A 14,992-nucleotide genomic window follows, 5' to 3' on the forward strand; every position below is an offset into this window, starting at 1 on the left:
CCCCTTATTATTCCAGATTGGCTAGAATCTTGATTGACGGATTTTCCGTTCAATGGGCACGTAGCTCAGCGGTTAGAGTGTCCGCCTCACACGCGGAAGGTCGAAGGTTCAAATCCTTCCGTGCCCACGCGAATACCCATGAAACTGGAAAAAATAGCGATCGGCCGCGACGAACAATCCTGGTTGAATAGGGCCCTTTCGGGCTTCAAGTTTTTCGGCGGCCTGACCGTCAAAGAGCTCGATAATGTGATGGCTTGCGTGGATCTTTTTCATTACCCGGCGTCCACGGCGGTTTTTTGCGAAGGTCGGCCCGGCGACTCCATGTTCGTTATTTATCAGGGGCGGGTGGCCGTCAGAAAAAATAAATTTTTTATCCTGTCCCGCGAAGTAGCCCGGCTCGGCCCCGGGGAAATTTTCGGGGAGATGGCCCTTCTCCACGCGGCGCCGCGCAATGCCACGCTCAAAACGCTTGAAGACAGCAAGCTGTTTGTTTTGCTGGCCGAAGATTTTCGCATGTTGCTGGATAAAAGCCCGGATATGGCCCGTCGCATGCGCCATTTGGCCGACGGCCGGGCTTGGATCGAGCGCCAACGGTAGGACCCGATTCCGTAGAATGGCTTTTATTCGAGCTGTTGCCGTCTGCTCTCCGGAGCACCGCTACCCCCAGGAAGAATTGGCTGAAGCGGTAGGCGCTTGTTTCGGTTCGGGCGCGGGCGCGCGTCGTATTTTTCAGAACGCCGGAATTCGTTCGCGGCGTTTGGCGCAGCCGATTCAATGGCATTTAAAACCCAAAAGTTTCCAAGAAAAAAACGATGACGCCGTCGTAAAAGCCTGCGAATTGTCCAACGGGGCTCTGTCGGCCTTGGCCGCTCAAGCCGGGTTCAGCCTTGATGATTTGGACCATCTGGTGACCGTCAATTCAACGGCCTTGGCGACCCCGACGCTCGACGCGCTGCTGATTCATCGAATGGGCCTTCGTCCGACCATCGGGCGCACGCCCTTGTTCGGCTTGGGTTGTTTGGGCGGGGCGGCCGGGCTTTCACTGGCGGCCCGCTTGGCCGACGCGCGTCCCCAAGAGCGCGTGGCGCTCGTGTGCGTGGAACTGTGCGGTCATACGTTTAATCCTGCGGACCAAAGCGCTAAAAACGTGGTGGCGGCCGGGCTTTTCGCCGACGGCGCGGCCGCTGTTCTTTTATCAGGCCGCCAAGGGCCCGGAGCGCGCCTTGAGATTATTCGCTCCGGGTCCATGACGTTTCCGGATTCCATCGGGGTCATGGGCTGGCATTTTTCCGAGCTGGGCTTGGGCCTGGTTTTAGCTCGCGATCTTCCCGACGTGGTGCGGCGGCATTTGGCGCCGGCCTTGAGTTCGTTCTTAACGGGCGCCGGAGTCCGCTTTGATGAAATCAAACATTTCATCGTCCATCCCGGCGGGCCCAAGGTCATTGACGCGGTGCGGGATTCTCTTCATTTGAGCGAAGAACATCTTCGCGCCAGCCGCCGGCATCTTGAGGAATGCGGCAATTTATCCTCGGCCAGCGTGCTGTTTGTTTTGCGCGATGTCCTTGAGCAAACGGCCGTCCGGCCCGGGGAATTGGGTCTTCTCTTCGCGTTAGGTCCGGGATTTTCGGCGGAGTTTTTACTGCTGAAGTTTTTGTAAGCCGTTAGGGCCCTTATTCCAAGAACGATTCCAGCTGCTTCAAGCGCCTGATGAGCTCGGCGGAGCGCACATTGTCGCCGTCGAGCTTGACCGCATCATCCGCGTACTCTTTTGCTTTGGCGTAGTATTGCTTGGCTTCGATGCGGTCCAAGACCTGAATCGCCTCGCTGGTGCGCATGGCGTAAACCGCGGCTAAATGCGAAAGGCATAAAGAAAGGGCTTGGTTTTGGGTCATATTGGGCAAATGTTTGGGTTTGTTGCGGCTGATTAAATCCTTGGCCTGGACAAATTCCCGTTCCGCCGCGTCCAAGAGCCCCTGGCTCATGTAGAGAATCCCAAGATTAAGCCTCGCTTCTCCCAGGGTATTGTCTTTTTTGATGGCCAGCCCGAATTCCTCCTCCGCCTTGCTCAGGCGCTGCTGCCCCGCAAAAATCACGCCCCGGCGGAAATGTTTGCCGGCCGAGTAAAAATTGGGCAAGGCATTGGTCCCAACCACCAGAAGCGACATCACCACTCCGAGCAAGAATCCCTGCCATTTTCTGGTCTTGAGCAGATAAACGGGAAAAACCAGAAACCATAAAGCCAAGGTGCCCAAGGTCCACGGCCATCGGGGCATATTCCATTTCGGCGAGTCCATGAACACCCAAACTGTGCTGGCCGCGACCGCGATGTAGGCGACGGCCGCCACTTCCAGCATGGGGTGAAAGTACACGCCTAAGATGCCGACGGCGAACAACCCGGTTACGCCCAATGTGTTCATCCAGGGCGCCCCAGCGCCGGACGCAGCCGCTTTAGAAGCGCCTTTGGCCGATCGGCCGCAGGTCATGCAATAAGCGGCGTGATCCGGATTTTTTTGTCCGCAAGAAAGGCAAAACATTTTTCCCTCCCTGCAAGTCTAGCTGGGGCCGAAGACCTTTGCAATGGCTGGTTAAGAATTTCGTACTTTTCGTAAAGAAGAAATTCTGGGCCCGGCTGGACTTGAACCAGCGACCAACCCGTTATGAGCGGGGCGCTCTAACCGACTGAGCTACGGGCCCGTATGGACGCTATTATTGCTAAAGTTGCTAAGCAATGTCCGTTTTGCGCGACCTGATGTTGAGTTTTTTAACCGGATTGGCGGTCGGGGGTTTGTTCCGTGCCATTAATCTTCCCGTGCCTGCGCCCAACACCTTGGCCGGAGTTTTAGGAGTGGCCGGACTCTTCGCCGGGTTTCTTTTAGTCGAGCGTTTTTTCAAGCGTTAGTGGACGCAGACTGTCAAAGGAATTATCGCTGCGTCCACTAACTTAAAAAGTCAAGGATCGCTTTGTTGACGGGCTCCGATTTTTCTTCATGCAGCCAATGCCCGCCGTCCGATAAGAAGTGAACCCTCAGCAAGCCCCCGAAATAGCGGTCCATGCGCTCGGCGATGGCCCGCTGGTAAAAGCGGTCCTTCTGGCCCCATAACAGCATGGTGTCCGAGCGGATCAGGGGCGCGCGCTTGATTTGCCAAAACTGATGGCGCCAGACCGAGCGGTACCAGTTAAGCCCCGCGCTGACGCTGCCGGGTTTGGTGAGGGCTTGGCGCAGGTAATCGATGTCTTTATGCGTGAACGTCCCGGGAGGCAGCGCCGGATCCTTGAACGCATAGTCGAGGAGCGGTTTGCAGGCGTCTTTCGACAGCAGTAATTCAGGCAGGCGGGGTATTTGGAAAAAGAAAAACGGCCAGGTCTTGAAAATTTGAGTCGGGCTCATGATGAGTTCGCGGCGCCAGGCCCGAATATGCGGGCTGTTGATCAACACCAGCTTGCGCACGAACTTGGGGTGTTCGGCCGCCACGCGCTGAGCCACGATGCCGCCCCAATCGTGCCCGACCAAAGAGGCTTGACCCTGGCCCAAAGTGCGGATGGCTCCGGCCACGTCTTTGGCCAATTCTTCGAGGCGATAGTTTTTGATCAAGGGCATGCTGTCCGAGTCGTTGACGCCGCGAAGATCGATGGCCACGGCCCGGAAGCGTTCACCGAGCACGGGCAATTGCCGGCGCCAGGTGTACCAGCAGCTTGGGAATCCATGAATCAAAAGCACAAGCTCGCCGCGTCCGCATTCCGCGTAATGCAGGCGGATATTATTGGTGCGGACATAACCGTATTTGAGGTTGCTAACCGGCGCGTCGCCCGGGTGAGAAGTCATCGTTTCATTTTATGTTTTCTTAAAATAAGCGCATGATCCCCAAGGCCATGCCTCAAGAAGCGGTGCTGCTGATCGGCGGGTTGGGCACGCGTTTGGGCGAATTGACCAAGAATACCCCGAAGCCCATGCTGCCGTTAAACGGGCGGCCGTTCCTCGAATACCTGTTGCTGCGTTTGAACAAGCAAGGCTGCCGCCGTTTTATTTTGGCCGTCGCTTATCACGCCGAAGAGGTCCGGCGTTATTTCGGGGACGGAAAAAAGTGGGGCGTTGACATCGTTTATTCCGATCCCGATGGGCGCCAACTGGGCACCGGAGGCTCCATTAAGGAAGCCGAGGAATTGATTAAAGGCGGGCATTTTTTCGTCTTAAACGGCGACGTTTATTTTGACGCTCCTTTGAGGGAGCTTTGGGCATTCCACGCGCAACAGGCCGCGTCCGTGACCTTGGGTTTAGCCGGCGTGCCTGACGGCGGCCGCTACGGACGGGTGGCGCTGGAGCCTGATGGGCATATCTCGGCTTTTTTGGAGAAAGACCCCGGCTCCGGGGGTCCGGCTACGATCAACGGCGGCCTTTACGTTTTCGATAAAAAGGTCTTGGGCGCTATTCCTTGCGGCGCCGATTTTTCATTGGAACGGGAGTTGTTCCCGAAGCTGACCGGACGGGGCCTTTACGGCCGTTGTTTCCCCAAGGCTTTTTTTATCGATATCGGCACTCCCGAAGACTACCGGCGCGCCGGGCAATTGCGGCGTTTCGGAGGGGCGATAGGGGAATGATATACTAAAATTTATGACGGAAGAACCTTCCGCGCCCTCTTCGGAAACTTCGGCCCAGGCTCCGGTTCAACCGGAACTTTCCTATCGAGAGATTTTGAAACGTCTGATCGCGCTGCAGGTCAAAGACAGCGAATTGATCGGGCTTCGCGCCCAAATCGAGGAAATCAACGCGACGATTCTTGCGGCTCAAGAGGCCCTTAAACAAGAAGAAGCTGATTTGCAGAAATCCAAGGAAGCGCAGAAGCAACTGACCTTGGACCACAAGAACTGCGAACTGGAAATCGGCAAATTCGACGCTGAAATCGCCAAACGCGCGGGTAGCCTTCAACAGGTCAAAACCAACGAAGCTTATCAGGCGCTTTTAGCCGAGATGGGCGCGCTTAAAAAGAAAAAGGATGACGCCGAGACAAAAATCCTTGAAATTTTGGAAACAATGGACGTGGATAAAAAAGCCGAGACGGAAAACCGCCGCGCCTTTGAGACCACGAAACGGCAGCGGGAGTCCGAGATCAAAGAAATCGAAATCCGCCGTTCGGGCCTTGAGCAGGAAGCAAAGAACCGCCAAGGCGAGCGCGATGCCTTGGTCGGTGATTTGCCGCCTTCGGTCTATACCCGCTACGAGCGCCTGAGGGCCAGAAGAGAAGGAGTGGCGCTCGTGCCCATTCTTGAGGGTTCCTCTTGCGGCGGCTGTCAAATGCACGCCACCCAACAGGTCATCAACGATTTGCTTAAAGGCAAGGATTTTCTTTCCTGCGAACGCTGCCAGAGAATTCTCTACATTCCGGAAAAGACTTAACCCGCATCGAGTGAAATTAACCATCTATATCGACGGAGCTTGCCGCTTTAATCCGGGCCCGGCCGGCATCGGCGTTTGGATTATCGGCGATGAGGGCCGGACCATCGCCGAAATTTCGGAATATATCGGTGAGGCGACCAACAATGTGGCGGAGTGGGGCGCTTATTTGCGGGCGCTGAAAGAGGCTTTGGCTCTGGGCGCCGGCGAAGCCGTGATTTTTACGGATTCAAAATTATTGGCCGAGCAGGTGCGGGGGACATTTAAAGTGCGCGATCCTCGCCTGCAGGGTTTCTGGCGCGAGGCGAAGCGCCTTGAGCCGAAATTCACCCGCATGACGCTCACTCATATCCCGAGGGAAAATAACAAACGGGCGGATGCCTTGTCCAAAAAGGCCGTCGAGGGCAGGCCTCGCCAAAGCGAAAAGCCCGCAGCGGAAGCGCCGTAATCAAGGTCCTGTACCCCGAATTCTGTTCCCCCTTAACATCAGGGGGCGAGAGCCATGTCTCTATGCGGCTCGGGGGCGCGTTATACGAACATTCCGAGCCAGAACCGATCGTATCGCGCCGTTTGCCTTGCTCCGGGTGGGGTTTTCCAGCCTCGGGCATTGCTGCCCAAGGTCGTGAGCCCTTACCTCACGGTTTCACTTTTCGCCATCCCCCGGGGTTCTCCCGGGGCATTCGGCGACCTGTTCTCTGTGGAACTGATCCATGCGCCGGCGATTGTTCACCGGCACCCCGCCTGTTAGACGGCACCCTGCTCTGCGGAGTTCGGAATTTCCTCTGGGCCGTCCCTTTCGAGACGGACAGCGGCTCTCCGGACCCGATTCGCTTTCAACCCGCTGCGAGCTTAACAATATAATACCACGTAGGCCCAATCATGCCACATCAACCCGACGTCAACGAACCGACCGTCCATACGCCTGTTCTGCTTGAGGAAGCGATCCGTTTTTTAGTCGGCGATGAGCGCGGGTTTTACGTGGATTTAACCTTGGGCATGGGCGGGCATACCCAGGCGCTGCTGGAGCGTTTTCCGCAGGCGCGTTGTTTGGGCTTGGATCGCGATCCGCAAAGCCTGGAGTTGGCGCGGGAGCGATTGCAAAAATGGGGCGACCGGGTTACGCTCAAAGCGGCCAATTTCGCCCAGGTGGACCATGTGCTGGCTGGGATCAATCAAGAAAAAGTCAGCGGGATGCTCTTTGATCTGGGGCTTTCCACCGTTCAGATTTTAAACAGCGGCCTTGGTTTGAGCTATCAAAAGGACGAGCCTCTCGACATGCGTTTGGATCGGACGCCGCAGACGCCGTCCGCCGCCGAATTGCTTGCCGGATTATCGGCGCCCCAACTCGAGCGCCTGTTGACCGATTACGGTGAACTACCCAGGCCCCTGGCCAGGAAAATAGCCCGTTGTCTGTCGTCAGGGCCAATTAAAACCACGGGCCGGCTCATCGAATGTCTGCAAACCGTGACCGCCAATCGAGGCTTATGGGCTCGCGTGTTTCAGGCGTTGAGGATCGCGGTCAACCGGGAGATGGAGAATCTTGAGCGGATGCTCGAAACTGCGCCCCGCCGTCTTGCCGCGGGCGGGCGCTTGGTCGGTATTTCTTTTCATTCCCTGGAAGACCGTTTGGTGAAGCGCGCGTTTCGCCGTTTGGCCGCCGAGGAGTCGGCGCGCCTGCTGACGCGTTCCCCGGTCGTTGCCGGGCCTGATGAAGTCCGGAACAATCCCAAATCACGCTCGGCCAAGCTGCGGGCATTGGAAATGACCCGATGACCGGCGGAGCTTCCCGAAAAAAGATGTTGGTCGCGGCCATCATGACCATGGCGGTTTTCTTTTTAGTGGTGTGGGTGCGGACTCAGGTGATTCGAAGCGGGTACCGTTTGACGGAGTTGAAAGAAGCGTTCAGAAAGGCGGATTTGGATTTGGCTGAAACGGAAATCCGTCTGACCAAGCTTAAGGCGCGGCCGAGCGCCGCCAAAAAAGCCAGAGACCAGGGTTACCGGCTTCCGGGCGAGTACGCTCCGGAAAAAATTAAATATTTACGATGAGCCGTCTCTGGATCGTGTTGGCGCTGCTCTTCGGCGTGTACGCGGCCGTGGCCGTGCGCCTGGCCCAATTGCAGCTGATCCTGCACAGGTCGTTGGCGGAAAAGAGCCGGTCCGAGGTCGCGCAAAAACAACGCGTGCGCCCTTTGCGCGGAAGAATCCTGGACGCCCACGGCCGCGTTCTGGCCGTGACCGTGGAGCGCCCCTCTATTTCCATTTCGCTCAAGGAATTGGATGTTTCGCGTCAGGGGGCGGCTAAAAAATTGAGCGCCGTATTGACGGATGTGCCGGCAAGAGAAATCGCGGCCAAGCTCAATCCCGGCGCCAAATTCGTCTGGGTCAAGCGCCTGGCTTCCCCTGAGGAAGGCCGGGCCGCGGCCGCTCTCGGGATCAAGGGCGTGGGCGTGACGATGGAATCCAAGCGTTTTTATCCGTACGGTGAAATGGGCCGGGGTCTCTTGGGCGCCGTGGGCATCGACGGCGACGGCACGGGCGGTCTTGAAGCCAAGCTGGATCCTTTGCTTCAGGGACGCGAAGAAGTGAAAGTTGTCTTAAGAGACGCCTTGGGCAAGATTTTTGCCGAGAGCTCCGGCGGTTTATCTTCCGGTTTCTTCCGCGGCGGTCAAGACGCCTCCGGCCCGTTCGATGTTTATTTGACCTTGGACGCCAGGCTTCAAGCCGGCGTTGAGCAGAGACTCGAAGAAACGGTTCTTCGCCACGACGCGGTCGCGGGCATGGTGATCGTGGAGGATATACCCACGGGCGCTATTTTGGCCATGGCCAGTTCGCGCCGCGGCGATTCCTCGGGCGCCATGGGGCTGGATCCTAATTTAGCCGCGAGTTTGACGTTTGAGCCCGGCAGCGTGGTGAAGCCGTTCGTGCTGGCCGCGGCGTTGGCCAACGGCGCGATCGAGGGGTCGGAGACCATCGATTGCGAGGGAGGCCGTTTTCGCCCAGTTCCCGGCCTGACGGTGCAGGATCATGAGCCGAAAAATATGCTTCATGTGGGCGAGGTGCTGGCGCATTCGTCCAATGTCGGCTTTGCTAAAATCGGCCTTAAAGTCGGAGCGCCGGGTTTATACCATGTTTACCGGGCGTTCGGCTTCGGTTCCAAGACCGCTTTGCCCGTTACCGGGGAAGCGGTCGGCATCGTGCGTCCGGCGGAGGATTGGGGACCTTTCAGCGTGCCCATGGTTTCATTCGGTTACGAGATCGGGGTGACCGCCCTTCAATTGACCCAAGCTTACGCGGCTTTGGGTTTGCAAGGAACATTGCTGGAGCCTCAAATTGTTTCCATGGTGACGCCGCATCGTTTGGAGCGCGCTTTATTTACGATGTCGCCGCGGCGCATCCGTGATGCGTTGGACCCGAAAATCGCGCGCCGCACTTTGGGTTTCATGGAAGAGGTTGTGCTCTATGGAACCGGGATCAAGGCCGCCATGGCCGGGTATGCCGTGGCCGGGAAAACAGGGACCGCTCAAAAAATCAATCCTCAAACCAGGAAGCATACTCAACATCATGTGGTGGTGTCTTTTTGCGGCGTGATGCCGATGCCGGACCCCAAACTGGCCATTTGCGCTATTCTTGATGATCCGAGAAAACCCAAAGTCGCTTGGGGCAGCGATTTGGCCGCTCCGCTTTTTAAATCAACGGCCGAGGAAGCCGTCGCGATTTTAGGCATACAACCAGCAACCGATTCTTCAGCGCGGGCTCCCCAATGAAAGGCGATCGCACGCTGGGCGATTTAATGCGGCGTTTCCGCGGGCGTTTGAAGGCCGTGACGGGCGTCGCCGAAAGCGCGGCCGTGACGGGCGTCGCCTCTGATTCGCGGCGGGCGGCTCCGGGCGTTGTTTTTTGCGCTTTATCCGGTCAGAAGACGCATGGACTGCGTTTCGCCCATGATGTCGTTGGCGCCGGATGCCGTGTCATTTTGATGGAGCCTCCCTGGCCTCGAGCAATGACCGGGGCGTTGAAGGCGTCGGCTAAAAAAAACGGCGTTTCGTTGTTCACCGCCGTCAAATTGCGTTTATGGCTGGGCGAACTGGCCAATTGGGTTTACCGGGACCCATCGTCGCGTTTGAACGTCGTGGCGGTGACCGCCACCAGCGGCAAGACAACCACGTGTTATTTTCTCGAAGCCATCGCCCAGGCGGCCGGACAGAAAGTCGGGGTTTTGGGCACGGTCAATTATCGGGTCGACGGACGCCCGGCGCCGGCGTCCTTGACCACGCCTCAGCCCGATGAGGCCATCGGCTTGATGGCTCAAATGGCCGATGCCGGGTGCCGTTTTTGTTTTATGGAAGCCACCTCCCAGGCCCTGGACATGGGCCGGCTTGACGCGATCCGTTTCAAGGGCGCCGTATTCGGCAATTTAAGCCGCGATCATTTGGATTACCACAAAACCATGGGACGGTATTTTCAGGCGAAAGCCCGGCTTTTTACGGATTTATTGCGGCGTTCGGATCAAACCGGACGCTTCGCCGCGATTAATGCCGATGACGAATGGGGCCGGAAATTGATCAAACGGCTCGGCTCGACACGCGGCTTGAAAAAATATTCCTTCGGCCGCGCGGTGGATGCCGATGTCGGGGCCGAACGCATCGAGTTGACTCTTGACGCCACGCGTTTTCATCTGCGCCTGGGCCGGATCGTCAAGCCCGTGGCCTTGAAATTGGTCGGGGCTCATAACGTCGCCAATGCCTTAGCCTCGGCGTCGGCGGCCTGGGCGCTGGGCTTTTCCATCCGGCAAATCGTGGATGGCCTGCAATCGTTGTCCGTTGTCCCCGGCCGGTTGGAGCGAATCACCGAGGCCAAGGAGTTCCTTTTATTGGTGGATTACGCCCATAAGCCCGATGCATTGGAAAATGTTTTAACTACGCTGCGCGCCATCCGGAGTTTAAAAAGGTTGATCGTTGTTTTTGGCTGCGGCGGAGACCGGGACGCGGGCAAGCGTCCCTTGATGGGTGAAATCGCTACGCGATTGGCGGATTTCGCGGTTTTAACATCCGATAACCCTAGAACCGAAGACCCGGAAAAAATTATCGATGCCATTGAAGAGGGGGCCAAAACCCAGGGCCGCGCGAATTACCGGCGACTTGTCGACCGCGCCGAAGCCATCCGCTGGGCCATCCGCGAGGCGAAGCCGGGCGATTGCGTGATTGTGGCGGGCAAGGGCCATGAAACGTATCAGATTTTCAAGGACCGGACCGTTCATTTCGATGACCGCGAAGTCTGCCGCGACATCTTAAAAAGTCTCTAAAGCTCCCCAATTTTTTTCGTTCACTGTTCTGGTGCTTTCCCGCCGGTTGCGCCACACTAAAGTGTGCGCGTTTGTTTTTATTTGTTGATTGCGGGCCTTGCGTTCCATGGTTCCGCCTTTGCCTTGGAGGGGTTAACCGTTCAGGGGACCGAACTGGCCGATGATATTGATGAGTTGTCGCGTCAAAGCGTTTTCCTTGTGGCCATGGCCGGAGCCTTGGCTCAAGAGAGCGGGGGCGTGGATGTGCGCTATCAAAATCCGCCATCGAACAGGGGCAGGAAAAAAATCGTGGCCGTGGGCGAGCATGTCCCTGAAGAAAACCGGGTCGCCATTCTTCCTTTGATCGGCCGCGTCGGCGATGCGGGCATCCGGCGGGCCTTGTTGTTGCGCACGCTCCAACATGAGCTTTGGCATGCCTATGCCCGACGATTAAATTTGGAAGCCAGTTATACCGAAGAAGCCGCGGCCATGATTATCGGCGCCGACGCCGTGGTCAAGGCTTCTTTGCACGCGGGTCTTCCCTGCGGCGAGAGCGAGCGCCGGCGCTGGCTTAACGGCCTTGCGGAATTGAGCGCGGCTCAGAAAAGCACGCTCGGGGATATTATCATGGACACTTGCAACGACGCGGACTGGATCGGCGGCGGGCAGTGGGCGAGTTTTTACGAAATCAATCGCGAGGCGTATGCCCTGGCCGGTTTTTCAGGAGAAGAGAGGTTTCCCGGGGGCAATGCCATGCTTCTGCGCACGTTCGGCATGAATCCTTCACACTTGACGACCCTTGAATCTCAAGACGCCCGGCGCGCGGCCAAGGTTCGCTGCTTGTTCGGATTAAAACAGATTATCGAGCATCGGGATCCCAGGGACAATCTGTATTGTTCCCTCGAGTTGTTTGCCGAGGCTCATGAGTTCCCGCAGGGATGCGAGTCCGCAGCTTCGCCGTTTGAATGATCGGCTAATAGCCGGACGTGATCCAGACGGTTTTAAATTCCAGGTAGCGGCGAATCCAGGCCCGGCCTTGGGCCGTTGGTCCCAACCAATCGAAGCCGGGATCGGTGTCCGCGTGAACGCGTTTTAAATTGGCGGCGGATAATTCCTCGACTTTTTTGCCCATATCCGGCAATCCCGTGAAATCAATGAGCCCGACGTTGCGGTGTTCGGCCAAGATAGGAACAAGCTCATTGTGGAAACCAGTGACGATATTAACCACGCCGGAGGGAACGTCCGAGCTGTCGAGAATCTCGATGAAATCCGTGGCTGAAAGCGGGTATGTTTGCGAGGGCACGATTACCGAGGCGTTGCCTGAGGCAAAGGCCGGAGCCAGCTTGGAGATCAAACCGGCTAAAGGAAAATCCTGCGGCGCGATTAAGGCTGCAATGCCCACGGCTTCGGGATAAGTGATGTTGAAATCCGTTTGCGTCACCGGATTGACGCTGCCCGTGTATTTATCCGCCCAGCCCGCGTAATAGAGGAGGCGATCAAGCGAAATTTGAACTTCAGCCCGGGCTTCGTCCGCCGAACAGTCGGTTTGAAGGCTGATTTTTTGGGCGAATTCATCGAAACGCGAAGAGAGCATCTCCGCCATGCGATAGAGAATTTGTCCTCGGTTGTAAGCCGTTGTTTTATTCCATGATCCTAATGCGCCGGCCGCCGCTTCAACCGCGTCGCGAATGTCTTTCCTTGAGCCTTGATTGACGTTGGCCAATAGTTTTTTACCCGATGGATCGTAAACTTTGTAATAGCGGCCGGATTCGGTTCGGACCTGTTTGCCGCCGATGAGCATTTTTGGGGTTTTCCAGACAATCGATAATGGGGGCTGATTGGTTGAGGCAGGCAGGTTGTGATTCTCCTGGAGTTTTTCCGCTGCGGCGCGGGCGATGTCCGTCGTCTTGACATATTCCCAAAGCCCTTGAACCCCGCCTTCGCGTCCGAATCCGGATTCTTTGTACCCGCCGAATTCCGCGGCCGCGTCGAATTTATTGGTTCCATTACCCCAAACCGTTCCGGCTTTAAGGCTGCGGGCCACGGCGATCATTTTGGCCACGTCTTTAGTCCAAACCGAGGCGGCCAAACCGAAGGGCGTGTTATTGGCCAATTCAATGGCTTCCCCGACTGTTCGAAACGTCATGACGGCCAATACCGGCCCGAAAATTTCTTCGCAGGCGATGGTGTGGCTGGGTTTGACCTTGGTGAAAATCGTGGGCGGGAAGAAAAAGCCTTCGCTGGGACAGCTTGAGGCCGGCTGCCAGCACTCGGCGCCCTCTTGGCGGCCCACATCCACATAGCGGCGGATTTTATTGAGCTGGTCGAGTGAATTGACGGCCCCCATGTCCGTATTTTTGTCCATGGGATCGCCGACCCGCAGTTTGCCCATCCGTTCTTTAAGCAGAGTAATGAATTTTTCCGCGATGTTTTCTTCGATGAACAAGCGGCTGCCCGCGCAGCAAACTTGGCCTTGATTGAAGAAAATCGAGTCCATAATTCCTTCCACGGCCTGATAGAGGGGAGCATCCTCGAAAACAATGGTCGGGGATTTGCCGCCCAATTCAAGGGAAAGTTTTTTTGAGGTTCCGGCCGCGGCTTTGCGGATGATTTTGCCCACTTCCGTGGAGCCCGTGAACGCAATTTTTTTGATTCCGGGATGGCCCACGATAAAGCCCCCGGTGTCGCCGAATCCGGTGGCGACATTGACGACGCCGGCCGGCAGCCCGATGTCCTGGCAAATTTCAGCGAAGAGCAAAGCGGTCAAGGGCGTGGTTTCCGAGGGTTTTAAGACGACGGTGTTGCCGCAGGCTAACGCCGGAGCCACTTTCCACGCCAGCATCAGCAAGGGAAAATTCCAGGGAATGATTTGCCCGATGACTCCCAACGGCTCGGTTTTGACTCCGGGGAACGCCTCATCGATTTTATCCGCCCATCCCGCGTGATAAAAGAAGTGCCGCGCGACCAAAGGGATATCGATGTCGCGGGTTTCACGGATGGGTTTTCCGTTATTGAGCGTTTCGGCAATGGACAGTTCCCGTCCTCGCTCTTGAACGACCCTGGCCAGTGCGAACAAATGGCGGCTGCGTTGGGCGGGGGATAGGGCTTGCCATTGGATCAGCCCTTCCTGAGCCGCTTCAACGGCCCGGTCCACATCCTCTTGTCCGGCCCAGGCGATTTTAGCCAGGGGTTTGGCCGTGGCCGGGTTGATGGTGTCGTAGTATTTGCCGGATCGCGGGGCGGCCCATTCGCCCCCGATGAATAATTCATATTGCGGTTTGAATTCGACCTTGACGGTTTCCGGATTGGGTCCGTAGTCGAAGAGTTTCTTTTTGAGTTCCGAGAATAATTTCATGAATTATCCTTTAGGGATATAGTCGTAACTTTCGTATTGCCCGGTTTCCAGGTGATGCAGTTGCCGCACCGCGTCATCTAAGAGGCTGGAGGCGCCGATGCGAAAGAGCGCGGGATCCAGCCATCCGTCGCCCAGTGTTTCCTTAACCAGGGCGAGCCATTGCAGCGCCTGCTTGGAGGTGCGTATGCCTCCGGCAGGCTTCATCCCAACCTTGTAATGTTTGCGCCGATAAAAATGATCGATGGCGTGGAACATGACCAAGCCCACATCCGGCGTGGCCGCGGGCTGGATTTTTCCGGTCGACGTTTTGATGAAATCCGCGCCCGCCTGCATCGCGATTTCCGAGGCGATCCAAACGTTTTGGAGGCTCCCTAATTCGCCGGTTTCCAGGATAACTTTTAAATGCACGTCGCCGCAGGCCTCTCTGACCTCGGCGATCTCCTCGTAAACCCGGTAATAGTCCCCGCTAAGAAAAGCGTTTCTGTTGACGACCATGTCGATCTCATCCGCGCCTTGGGCCGCCAATTGTTTGGTTTCCTCGATTTTGACGGCCAGCGGCGTTTGCCCGTGGGGGAACGCGGTGGACACCACGGCCGTTTTGACGCCGGTTCCTTCCAGAAGTTTTTTAGCCGTGGCCGTTAAATTGCCGTACACGCAAACCGCGGCCACGCGGACTTCGGGATCATCGGGAACCGGCCGCACGGCCTTGGCGCAAAGGCGCTCCACGCGGCCCGGCGTGTCCGCACCTTCCAGCGTGGTCAAATCCATCATGCTGATCGCGGCCTTGATCCAGGCGGCTTGATGATCTTTTTTCGGGGTGCGGGCCTTGGCGGTTTTTTCCACGCGCGCGGCCACGCCCGTGGCGTCGATATGAAGCGAACCGAGGATCGAGGGGTCGAAGCTGTGGATGGGGTTGCGGTCTAAAAGGGAAACGACGCTTTTTTCCGAGACGGCCATTTGGTGA

Annotated in this window: 15 protein-coding genes, 2 tRNA genes and 1 other RNA gene; 12 read left to right on the forward strand and 6 right to left on the reverse strand. The window is 57.0% G+C overall.

Translation table 11 applies throughout. The annotated features are described in order from the left end of the window. Window positions 1-54 precede the first annotated feature (54 nt). The 3 genes from HYT79_04795 to HYT79_04805 all read left to right on the forward strand — a co-directional run bounded on the left by HYT79_04795 (window position 55) and on the right by HYT79_04805 (window position 1,657). A tRNA-Val gene (locus HYT79_04795) sits at window positions 55-127 on the forward strand. Then, window positions 121-597, forward strand: coding sequence for a cyclic nucleotide-binding domain-containing protein (locus HYT79_04800; protein ID MBI2069902.1), 477 nt, complete (start codon window positions 121-123; stop codon window positions 595-597). Before HYT79_04795 ends, HYT79_04800 begins: the two co-directional genes overlap by 7 nt. A gap of 16 nt (window positions 598-613) precedes the next feature. After that, complete coding sequence (locus HYT79_04805; GenBank protein MBI2069903.1) at window positions 614-1,657, forward strand: type III polyketide synthase; 1,044 nt, start codon at window positions 614-616, stop codon at window positions 1,655-1,657. 13 nt (window positions 1,658-1,670) lie between these two features. On the opposite strand, the gene HYT79_04810 is transcribed toward HYT79_04805, so the two are convergent. Continuing rightward, on the reverse strand, window positions 1,671-2,534 hold the full coding sequence (locus HYT79_04810; protein MBI2069904.1) for a hypothetical protein: 864 nt from the start codon (window positions 2,532-2,534) through the stop codon (window positions 1,671-1,673). A gap of 86 nt (window positions 2,535-2,620) precedes the next feature. Next, window positions 2,621-2,694, reverse strand: a tRNA-Ile gene (locus HYT79_04815). A gap of 43 nt (window positions 2,695-2,737) precedes the next feature. Between HYT79_04815 and HYT79_04820 the strand changes: the two genes are divergently transcribed. After that, window positions 2,738-2,899 (forward strand): DUF1427 family protein, encoded by a 162-nt coding sequence (locus HYT79_04820; protein MBI2069905.1) that lies wholly within the window; start codon window positions 2,738-2,740, stop codon window positions 2,897-2,899. A 37-nt stretch (window positions 2,900-2,936) separates the two neighbouring features. On the opposite strand, the gene HYT79_04825 is transcribed toward HYT79_04820, so the two are convergent. Further along, window positions 2,937-3,824, reverse strand: a complete 888-nt coding sequence (locus HYT79_04825; protein MBI2069906.1) for an alpha/beta hydrolase — start codon at window positions 3,822-3,824, stop codon at window positions 2,937-2,939. Between the two features lie 32 nt (window positions 3,825-3,856). On the opposite strand from HYT79_04825, the gene HYT79_04830 reads away from it, so the two are divergent. The 3 genes from HYT79_04830 to HYT79_04840 are packed head-to-tail and all read left to right on the forward strand — an operon-like array spanning window position 3,857 to window position 5,838. Continuing rightward, window positions 3,857-4,597 (forward strand): nucleotidyltransferase family protein, encoded by a 741-nt coding sequence (locus HYT79_04830; protein MBI2069907.1) that lies wholly within the window; start codon window positions 3,857-3,859, stop codon window positions 4,595-4,597. A gap of 13 nt (window positions 4,598-4,610) precedes the next feature. Continuing rightward, window positions 4,611-5,393, forward strand: a complete 783-nt coding sequence (locus HYT79_04835) for a hypothetical protein (protein MBI2069908.1) — start codon at window positions 4,611-4,613, stop codon at window positions 5,391-5,393. A 10-nt stretch (window positions 5,394-5,403) separates the two neighbouring features. Next, window positions 5,404-5,838, forward strand: coding sequence for a ribonuclease HI family protein (locus HYT79_04840; protein MBI2069909.1), 435 nt, complete (start codon window positions 5,404-5,406; stop codon window positions 5,836-5,838). On the opposite strand, the gene rnpB is transcribed toward HYT79_04840, so the two are convergent. Next, an RNA gene (gene rnpB / locus HYT79_04845) (RNase P RNA component class A) lies at window positions 5,833-6,218 on the reverse strand. The genes HYT79_04840 and rnpB overlap by 6 nt on opposite strands. Window positions 6,219-6,269: 51 nt before the next feature. Here rnpB and rsmH point away from each other — a divergent pair. From rsmH to HYT79_04870, 5 genes are all read left to right on the forward strand, one after another. Beyond that, window positions 6,270-7,163, forward strand: coding sequence for a 16S rRNA (cytosine(1402)-N(4))-methyltransferase RsmH (gene rsmH, locus HYT79_04850; GenBank protein MBI2069910.1), 894 nt, complete (start codon window positions 6,270-6,272; stop codon window positions 7,161-7,163). A 23-nt stretch (window positions 7,164-7,186) separates the two neighbouring features. Then, window positions 7,187-7,438, forward strand: coding sequence for a hypothetical protein (locus HYT79_04855; protein MBI2069911.1), 252 nt, complete (start codon window positions 7,187-7,189; stop codon window positions 7,436-7,438). Next, window positions 7,435-9,156, forward strand: a complete 1,722-nt coding sequence (locus HYT79_04860; GenBank protein MBI2069912.1) for a penicillin-binding protein 2 — start codon at window positions 7,435-7,437, stop codon at window positions 9,154-9,156. Before HYT79_04855 ends, HYT79_04860 begins: the two co-directional genes overlap by 4 nt. After that, complete coding sequence (locus HYT79_04865; GenBank protein ID MBI2069913.1) at window positions 9,153-10,694, forward strand: UDP-N-acetylmuramoyl-L-alanyl-D-glutamate--2,6-diaminopimelate ligase; 1,542 nt, start codon at window positions 9,153-9,155, stop codon at window positions 10,692-10,694. The genes HYT79_04860 and HYT79_04865 overlap by 4 nt, the downstream gene beginning before the upstream one ends. A gap of 63 nt (window positions 10,695-10,757) precedes the next feature. Beyond that, window positions 10,758-11,642: a hypothetical protein gene (locus HYT79_04870; protein MBI2069914.1), complete on the forward strand. Its 885-nt coding sequence runs from the start codon at window positions 10,758-10,760 to the stop codon at window positions 11,640-11,642. 4 nt (window positions 11,643-11,646) lie between these two features. Here HYT79_04870 and HYT79_04875 read toward each other — a convergent pair whose 3' ends face one another. Next, window positions 11,647-14,028, reverse strand: coding sequence for an aldehyde dehydrogenase family protein (locus HYT79_04875; GenBank protein ID MBI2069915.1), 2,382 nt, complete (start codon window positions 14,026-14,028; stop codon window positions 11,647-11,649). Window positions 14,029-14,031: 3 nt separating this feature from the next. Then, on the reverse strand, window positions 14,032-14,985 hold the full coding sequence (gene deoC, locus HYT79_04880; protein MBI2069916.1) for a deoxyribose-phosphate aldolase: 954 nt from the start codon (window positions 14,983-14,985) through the stop codon (window positions 14,032-14,034). Between the last annotated feature and the right edge of the window lie 7 nt (window positions 14,986-14,992).

It is taken from the genome of Elusimicrobiota bacterium (genome assembly GCA_016180815.1).
Classification (GTDB): Bacteria; Elusimicrobiota; Elusimicrobia; order JACQPE01; family JACQPE01; genus JACPAN01.